Here is an 8,937-nt window from a genome sequence, read left to right as displayed (position 1 = left end):
GACTACATCCACTACTATAATCATGACCGTATAAAACTGAAATTAAAAGGGCTGAGTCCTGTTCAATACAGGAATCAGCCCTTGGCCACGTAACTATCAAGCTGTCCAACTAAATGGGGTCACTTCAGTTGCGCAGCCGGCTTTTTTCAGTCACCACCTAAACAGCAGGTGGCCAACCTCAGATGACTCAGAACTGATCTTCACGCAATGCCAGAACACCAGCGCTGCCATCCACAATCGCGGAACGCATGCCTTGCGCCGCTGACAGAATATGATCAGCAAAGAAGCGTGCGGTGGCGATCTTGGCTTGCAAGAAGTCCGCATCACCCTGACCTGCCTGCAATTGCTGCTGCGCAATCACAGCAGCACGCGCCATTTGCCAGCCACCAAGCACGATACCTGCCAGCTTCAGATACAGCACGCTGCCAGCAAACACGCCTTTGATATCCTGCTTCACATTGGCCACCACGAAGTTGACTACCTCATCCAGCGCAGCAGAACCCGCCGCCAACTGATGCTGAATCGCGATACTGTCCGGCGTCGCCAACAGAGCTAATGCTTCCTCGGTCTCACGCACGCGTGCGATCAATGCCTTCGCTGTAGCACCACCATCACGTACAGTCTTGCGTCCCACCAGATCATTCGCCTGAATTGCGGTCGTTCCCTCGTAAATCGTGAGGATTTTGGCGTCACGGTAATGCTGCGCCGCACCGGTTTCTTCGATAAAACCCATACCGCCATGCACTTGCACGCCAGTGGAAGTCACATCCAGCGACATCTCCGTCGACCAGCCTTTGACGATAGGTACCAGGTATTCATAGACAGCCTGGTTTTCTTTACGAATTGCCGCGTCCGTATGGTGATGCGCAATATCGCTGAAACCCGCAGCCACGTAGGCCAATGCGCGCGCGCCCTCAGTCTGTGCGCGCATCGACATGAGCATACGACGTACATCAGGATGATGAATAATCGCAACCGGGCCGGCTGAACCCGCCAGATCACGTGACTGTACGCGATCACGCGCATATTGAACGGCTTTTTGGTAGGCACGCTCAGCCACACCGATACCCTGCAGACCAACGCCGAAGCGGGCTGCATTCATCATGATGAACATGTATTCCAGGCCACGGTTTTCTTCTCCGACCAGCGTGCCTATCGCACCACCGTGATCGCCGAACTGCAATACCGCAGTCGGGCTGGCTTTGATGCCCAGCTTATGTTCTATCGAGACGCAATGCGCATCGTTGCGCTCACCCAGGCTACCATCGGCATTGACCAGGTACTTAGGCACGATGAACAGGGAAATACCTTTGACGCCTTCAGGTGCATCCGGCGTACGTGCCAGCACCAGATGGACGATATTTTCTGCCATATCGTGCTCACCATAGGTGATAAAGATTTTAGTGCCGAAAATTTTATAGGTACCATCGCCTTGTGGTACAGCACGGCTGCGCACCATGGCCAGGTCAGAACCAGCCTGAGGTTCGGTCAGATTCATGGTACCGGTCCATTTACCGGAAATCAGATTTTCCAGATAAATCGCTTTTTGCTCATCGCTGCCCGCTGTCAGCAAAGCCTCAATTGCACCATCCGTCAGCAAAGGGCACAAAGCAAAGGAAATACTGGCGGAATTCAACATCTCGATACACGGCGTCGCAACCAGCTTAGGCAGGCCCTGGCCACCGAATTCCTGAGGATGCTGCACGCCCTGCCAGCCCGCCTCACCAAACATTTTGAATGCTTCTTTAAAACCCTTCGTGGTGAATACCTGACCATCCTGCCAGTAACTTGGGGCTTTATCGCCTTCCCAATTCAAAGGTGCAACGACTTCACCCGCAAACTTGGCATTCTCTTCTAATACGGCTTCAACCGTTTCCGCGGTGGCGTCTTCGCAACCCGGCAATACGTTCACATCTGACAAACCGGCAAGTTCATTGATCGCAAACAGCATGTCTTTTACAGGAGCAACATAACTCATAGCTTTTCCCAAAATAGTGAGGACCTACAATTATTCAAACCTTGCTCAACGTGCTGACAGCAACACGCACAAACGCTGGTCGTAAAAAAAGGACAGAATCAGCAATGTGTCACAACAACAATTTTTATGCTGTCAATCGCGCGACAAACCACTCACTCTGTCCTCGGTGGATAGCAGGCTGGCTGACTATCCACGGGTATTTCATGCTAACTCAAGCCAACTGTAATCAGCCCAGTTCAGCAACCAGTTGCGGAACGATCTCAAACAGATCACCAACGATACCGTAGTCAGCCACAGAGAAAATCGGCGCTTCCGGATCTTTGTTGATGGCAACGATAGTTTTCGAGTCTTTCATCCCAGCCAAATGCTGGATCGCGCCGGAAATACCGACGGCAATATACAACTGAGGCGCAACGATCTTACCGGTCTGACCAACCTGCCAGTCGTTTGGCACATAGCCAGCATCAACCGCTGCACGGGATGCACCCATTGCTGCACCGAGCTTATCAGCCAGCGGCTCCAGCACTTTGAACGCATCGGCGGAACCCATGCCACGACCACCGGACACGATGATTTTTGCCGCTGTCAGTTCTGGACGATCCGATTTCGCCACTTCACGCGAAACGAAAGCAGATTTACCAGAATCAGCAACCGCAGTAATTGTTTCTACTGCGGCAGAACCGCCACTGGCAGCCGCTGCATCAAAACCTGTACTACGTACGGTGATGACTTTGACTGCATCGGAAGATTGCACGGTAGCGATCGCGTTACCAGCATAAATAGGACGTTCAAACGTATCTGGGGAATCAACTTTAGTGATTTCAGAAATCTGCGCAACGTCCAGCTTCGCTGCAACGCGCGGCAGTATATTTTTACCGTAGGCAGTTGCGGGGGCCAGGATATGGCTGTAAGCAGCAGCAACGGCCAGTACTTGTTCAGCAATATTTTCTGCCAGTCCGTCTGCAAAATGCGCCGCATCAGCGTGCAATACCTTGCTCACACCAGCGATTTGTGCAGTTGCAGCGGCTGCAGCGCCAGCATTGGAGCCAGCAACCAGTACGTGCACATCACCGCCGCATTGGATAGCAGCAGTAACGGTATTCAAAGTGCTGCCCTTCAGGCTAGCATTGTCGTGTTCAGCGATGACGAGTGTAGTCATGATGTTTTCCACTTAATAAAGCACCAGCGTCAGATCTGGCGCAAAGATTCGTAAAAGATGTGTCTGTATCAACAAGTAAGCCGGACCGATCAGCCCAGAACTTTGGCTTCGTTTTTCAGTTTGGACACCAGTGTGGCGACGTCAGGTACAGTAATACCGGCGCTGCGTTTTGCTGGCTCAGCGACTTTCAATGTCTTGACGCGGGAAGTCACATCCACACCCAGATCAGCAGGTTTCACATTGTCCAACTGCTTTTTCTTTGCTTTCATGATGTTAGGCAGAGTCACATAGCGTGGCTCGTTCAAACGCAGATCGGTTGTCACGATGGCTGGTAGCGTCAGGGCGACTGTTTCCAGGCCGCCATCCACTTCACGCGTGACAGTAGCCTTACCATCAGCAACGCTTACTTTCGATGCGAAAGTCGCCTGTGGCCAGCCCAGCAAAGCGGCCAGCATTTGACCAGTTTGATTGCAGTCATCGTCAATCGCTTGCTTGCCCAGGATGATCAGTTGTGGCTGTTCTTTGTCTGCCAGTGCCTTGAGCAGTTTTGCCACTGCCAGTGGTTGCAGTTCGGCATCGGTTTCCACCAGTATGCCGCGATCTGCACCGATTGCCATCGCAGTGCGCAGTGTTTCCTGGCATTGTGCCACGCCGCAGGAAACCGCAACGATTTCAGTGACTGCACCAGCTTCTTTGAGACGGGTAGCTTCTTCCACCGCGATTTCATCGAATGGGTTCATCGACATTTTGACGTTGGCAATATCAACGCCGGTGCCATCGGATTTAACACGTACTTTGACGTTGTAATCGACTACTCGTTTGACTGGTACCAGGACTTTCATAGTTCTGCCTTTATGAGCTAATGAGGGATACAGAAAAGTTAAAAATTTAAATAGTTAAAATAAATAACTAACAGGATGCATTTACTGGAAAACTACGCAAAGCGTATTTCATCTTTGTAGCAACATCATTGATGCCTAAATCAGGCATATTAAGCGTTTTGAGCCATTCGCGCACTCAAATTGACGTATACGTAAATCTTATGGATTATAAATCGAAACTATCAACATTTCTGCAAATTTAGCACGATCGTTCCTTTTTTGCACCAACTGAAGCTAGAGCAGTAGGTCTAATCCTCAGAAATATCCGCGAAATTGCGACATCCTGTACGTATTTTACCCAAACAGCGCACTACAACAGTGATAACGGAAACGGACTGAAAATAAAAAAACCCCGCCTGTGAGCGGGGGTTTTTACTGTTTTCACTGCGACGCGCAATGAATGCCTGCATCGGCGTCGATGAATTGTCAGCGTGCACCGGTCTGGCATGCACACAAACTGTCAGCAGAGCTTATTTGCGTTTAATGAAATACTCAAACTCACTGCTTTTTTCCTCGTGCGCCAGCAATTCATTGCCAGTTTGTTTGGAGAATGCCTTGAAGTCACGCACTGAGCCCGGATCGGTCGCCAGCACATGCAGCACTTCGCCGGTAATCATCTCGGCCAGCGCCTTTTTAGTCTTCAGAATAGGTAATGGACAATTCAGTCCACGGGCATCCAGTTCTTTATTGAATTGCATGATTTTTCCTGTAGCAGCAAATGGATTAAGACCATTCGCGAAACTTGTGATGCACCAATTCTACCGGAATTTCGGCAGACATGGTGCAATGCAGCACACTAACAACATTTTCTGAATTTTCTGCCAATACTTTCGCACCAAAATGCAGCAAAGAAACAAAAAATCTGTCAGATCGCTGCTTTTGCTTCTGCTGCAAACATAAAAAAACAGACTGTGTGCGGCGAATTCAGAAATCTGTAAACACCGGCTCCAGACCTTGTTTTCGCATCCAGTCTGCCATCGCCAGTCCGGTTCCTGCGCGCCAGGGACGCAACTTTTCAGGCGCAATCAAACGATATTCAATCAACTCTTCTGATAAGCAAATTTCTCCGGATGCGCGCACATGGTAGGCAATAATCAATTCATTTTTGCGCATGAATTCATACACACCAATCAGACTGATTTGGTCCGCCTGCAAATTGGTTTCTTCTTTGAGTTCACGTGCAACACCCTGCTCCGGCGTTTCATCACGCTCCATGAAACCTGTAATCAGTGCAAAGGTTTTTTCAGGCCAGGCCGCATTGCGTGCCAATAGGATCTGCCCCTCATATTCAACCAGTGCGGCAAGAACAGGTAAGGGATTATCCCAGTGCGTCCAATGTCCATCGGGGCAAGCCAGTCTGATTTTTCCACCTTCACCGGCATCGGCACGTTCGGTCAGGGTCTGTGCGCAGACCGGGCAATAACGTAAGCTCATCAGCGCTGCTGTAAGGGCAATAAGGGCTGGCGCGGGTGTAACCTGGCCATGGAATACACATCGGCATAATTGCCGTGGCGCAGGGCGTGCGCACGATGCGTGCCTTCTATTTCAAAACCGAATTTTTGATACAGGTGTACCGCCGCCGCATTGTCACAAAATACGTGTAACTCTATCCGCAAAACGGGTAGCCAGTTGTCAGCAAACTCCAGCAATTCTGTGAGCAGTGCAGTGCCCACACCACGGCCGGCAAATGAATCGGCAACACCGATACCCAGTGTTGCCGCATGGGCCCGCCGCTGTTTTTTCTCTGTGTGCAATCCCGCCGTTCCTACGATCACGCCATCATAAATCGCGACCAGCAACACATCATCCACCGGAAAATGACGCAGTTTTTCCTGCCACATATCGAGTGAGGGATGAGGCAGTTGCAATGTTCCGGCATAGGTGCCGGAACTTGCATAGACCCGCTGGATCTGGGCCGCATCAGAGAGTTCTGCGCGACGGATATGGATCATACGCGTGAATTGATCCACTCAGCCACGCCCGCTAATGCTGCTGGCAAGCCAGATGGATCGGTACCACCGGCCTGAGCCATGTCAGGGCGACCGCCACCTTTACCACCAACTTGCTGGGCCACGAAATTGACCAGCTCACCCGCTTTCAAACGTGAAGTCGTATCAGCAGTCACACCCGCAATCAGGCTGACCTTGCCATCACTGACCGATGCCAGCACGATGGCGGCTGTTTTGAGTTTGTCCTTGAGCTTATCCATGGTTTCACGCAGGGCAGTCACATCCGCACCTTCCAGCGTGGCAGCCAGTACGCGGATGCCCTTGACGTCAACCGCCTGATTCACCAGTTCATCGCCCTGGCTGGATGCCATTTTCGATTTCAGCGTGGCGAGTTCTTTCTCCAGTGCTTTGACATGATCCTGTACTTGTGCAATACGTTGAGTCAGCTCTTCCGGCTGGGCTTTCAATGCGGCCGCTGCTTCCAGCACGCGGTTGTTCAGGTTCTGCACCAGCGCCAGCGCGACTTCACCGGTCACAGCTTCAACGCGACGGATACCGGCAGCGACACCACCTTCTGCCACGATCTTGAACAGGCCAATATCACCGGTGCGGCTGACGTGGGTACCGCCGCACAGCTCACGTGAGGAGCCGATGTCCAGTACGCGCACTTCGTCACCGTATTTTTCACCGAACAAGGCCATCGCACCGTGTTTAACAGCATCATCAAAGCCCATTAACTGCGCCTGGGTCGCGACGTTCGCCAAAATTTCACGGTTCACGATCTGTTCAACCTGACGGATTTGCTCAGCCGTCATCGCTGCATTGTGGCTAAAATCAAAACGGGTTTTATCTGCATCCACCAGCGAACCCTTCTGTGCCACATGGCTGCCCAGCACTTCACGCAGCGCTTTGTGCATCAGATGGGTGGCCGAGTGATTACGCATAGTTTGTGCGCGCACCTCAGCGGCGACCTCTGCTTTCACGGTCTGCACGATAGTCAGTTTGCCGGCCTTCAGGACACCATGGTGACCGAAAACTTCGGCCTGGATTTTCTGGGTATCTGCGACTTCGAATACCGCGCCGTCGCTGCCTACCAGTACGCCGGAATCACCACACTGACCGCCGGACTCTGCGTAGAAAGGCGTGGTGTCGAGTACCACGATAGCCTGTTGGCCAGCCTGCACTTCATTGACGGCGCTGCCATCCACATACAGAGCAATGATTTTAGCTTCGTGTTGCAGCTGTTCGTAACCGACAAAACGGGTTTTCTCGCCGCTATATTCAATCGCTGCTGCCATCTTGAATTTGCCGCCTTCACGCGCTTTTTTACGCTGCAATTCCATCGCGGCATTGAAGCCGGCTTCGTCCAGCGTCACACTGCGCTCACGGCAAATATCAGCCGTCAGATCAAGCGGGAAGCCATACGTGTCATACAGGGTGAAAGCAGTTTCACCATCGAGGTTTTTGCCATCTTTCGCGAGCGCCGCCTCCAGGATTTTCATACCGTTTTCCAGCGTTTCACCAAAACGTTCTTCTTCCTGACGGATCACCTGTGCCACACGCTCAGCAGCCTCGGCCAGCTCAGGATAGGCTCCGCCCATTTCCTGTACCAGGTCATTGACCAGTTTAAAGAAGAAAGGTTGGCTCTGGCCCAGCTTGTGCCCATGGCGCAGCGCACGGCGGGTAATACGGCGCAGCACATAGCCACGGCCTTCGTTACCTGGTATAACGCCATCCACAATAAGGAAACCGGCGCAGCGGATATGATCAGCAATCACGCGCAGGGAATTGTTTTCCAGATCGGTGCAGCCGGTTTCACGAGCTGCGGCTTTGATCAGCGCCTGGAAGGTATCAATTTCATAGTTGGAATGCACATGCTGCAGCACTGCAGACAAACGCTCCAGACCCATGCCGGTATCCACGCATGGTTTAGGCAAAGGATGCAGCACGCCATGTTCATCTTTATTGAACTGCATGAACACCAGATTCCAGATTTCGATGAAACGGTCACCGTCTTCTTCAGGGGACCCCGGAGGACCACCCCAGATTTCAGCACCATGGTCGTAGAAAATCTCGGTACACGGACCACACGGCCCTGTATCCGCCATTTGCCAGAAGTTATCCGACGCGTAGCGCGCGCCTTTATTGTCGCCGATACGGATGATGCGCTCGACAGGGACACCAATTTCATTTTTCCAGATATCGTAAGCTTCATCGTCTTCCTGATACACGGTGACGGTCAGCTTTTCCTTAGGCAACAGATACACTGTCGTCAGCAATTCCCAGGCATAGTGGATCGCGTCTTTTTTGAAGTAGTCGCCGAAAGAGAAGTTACCCAACATTTCAAAGAAAGTGTGGTGACGTGCGGTATAGCCTACGTTTTCCAGATCGTTATGCTTACCGCCGGCGCGTACGCTGCGCTGTGCTGTGGTGGCGCGGGTATAAGCGCGCTTATCCTGACCGAGGAACACGTCTTTAAACTGCACCATACCGGAGTTGGTGAACAGCAGCGTAGGATCATTACCGGGAATCAGGCTGGAAGAACGCACACGCGTATGGCCTTTAGATTCGAAAAAGCTGAGGAATTTATCGCGGATTTCGGACGAGTTCATAGATAGTGAGAATTTTGCTGAAAATGAAGTTAACGTCTGATTATACGGTATAAATTCTGGACTCCGGCACCCCTAAGCTGCCCGGATCCAAAAGCTGCTCAAATTAGCAACATCATCTCCATGCGCCTCGCTGTCCATCGAGATGTCCGCCTGACTACCCTGCTCACAGGCAGACTGGATATCAGACTCGCGCGACGATAACAAAGAGCAAAAAACAAAAAAACCAGCATCGTGAAGTGACCCCATTTAGTTGGACAGCTTGATAGTTACGTGGCCAAGGGCTGATTCCTGTATTGAACAGGACTCAGCCCTTTTAATTTCAGTTTTATACGGTCATGATTATAGTAGTGGATGTAGT

The 8,937-nt window shown here is 51.5% G+C and carries 9 protein-coding genes; 1 reads left to right on the top strand and 8 read right to left on the bottom strand.

The genetic code is table 11. The annotated features are described in order from the left end of the window. A partial coding sequence (locus H8K47_RS17835) for an IS3 family transposase (RefSeq protein WP_186880672.1) occupies window positions 1-93 on the top strand: 93 nt, incomplete at its 5' end. Between the two features lie 94 nt (window positions 94-187). Here the strand turns inward: H8K47_RS17835 and H8K47_RS17830 are convergent. The 8 genes from H8K47_RS17830 to H8K47_RS17795 all read right to left on the bottom strand — a co-directional run. Beyond that, window positions 188-1,978: an acyl-CoA dehydrogenase gene (locus tag H8K47_RS17830; protein ID WP_186882701.1), complete on the bottom strand. Its 1,791-nt coding sequence runs from the start codon at window positions 1,976-1,978 to the stop codon at window positions 188-190. A 226-nt stretch (window positions 1,979-2,204) separates the two neighbouring features. After that, window positions 2,205-3,137 carry an electron transfer flavoprotein subunit alpha/FixB family protein gene (locus tag H8K47_RS17825; RefSeq protein WP_186882700.1) on the bottom strand — a complete coding sequence of 311 codons (933 nt, stop codon included), beginning with the start codon at window positions 3,135-3,137 and terminating at the stop codon, window positions 2,205-2,207. 89 nt (window positions 3,138-3,226) lie between these two features. Beyond that, complete coding sequence (locus tag H8K47_RS17820; protein ID WP_186882699.1) at window positions 3,227-3,979, bottom strand: electron transfer flavoprotein subunit beta/FixA family protein; 753 nt, start codon at window positions 3,977-3,979, stop codon at window positions 3,227-3,229. A gap of 509 nt (window positions 3,980-4,488) precedes the next feature. Next, the gene (locus tag H8K47_RS17815) at window positions 4,489-4,716 is read right to left on the bottom strand and encodes a sulfurtransferase TusA family protein (protein WP_162021312.1); all 228 of its coding nucleotides are present in this window, start codon (window positions 4,714-4,716) and stop codon (window positions 4,489-4,491) included. 226 nt (window positions 4,717-4,942) lie between these two features. Continuing rightward, entirely contained in the window at window positions 4,943-5,452 is a 510-nt protein-coding gene (locus tag H8K47_RS17810; RefSeq protein WP_408057913.1) for an NUDIX domain-containing protein, read from the bottom strand. Beyond that, window positions 5,452-5,988, bottom strand: coding sequence for a GNAT family N-acetyltransferase (locus H8K47_RS17805; protein ID WP_222612834.1), 537 nt, complete (start codon window positions 5,986-5,988; stop codon window positions 5,452-5,454). The genes H8K47_RS17810 and H8K47_RS17805 overlap by 1 nt, the downstream gene beginning before the upstream one ends. After that, on the bottom strand, window positions 5,967-8,579 hold the full coding sequence (gene alaS / locus H8K47_RS17800; RefSeq protein ID WP_186882698.1) for an alanine--tRNA ligase: 2,613 nt from the start codon (window positions 8,577-8,579) through the stop codon (window positions 5,967-5,969). The genes H8K47_RS17805 and alaS overlap by 22 nt, the downstream gene beginning before the upstream one ends. Before the next feature lie 266 nt (window positions 8,580-8,845). Beyond that, the coding region (locus H8K47_RS17795) for an IS3 family transposase (RefSeq protein WP_186881635.1) at window positions 8,846-8,937 on the bottom strand (92 nt) is incomplete at its 5' end.

Origin of the sequence: Cognatundibacterium rugosum, assembly GCF_014284365.1 — a bacterium.
Lineage (GTDB): Bacteria > Pseudomonadota > Gammaproteobacteria > Burkholderiales > Burkholderiaceae_D > Undibacterium > Undibacterium rugosum.
The sequence above is the reverse complement of the archived record's forward strand: the minus strand, read 5'-3'. Positions and strand labels throughout refer to the sequence as shown.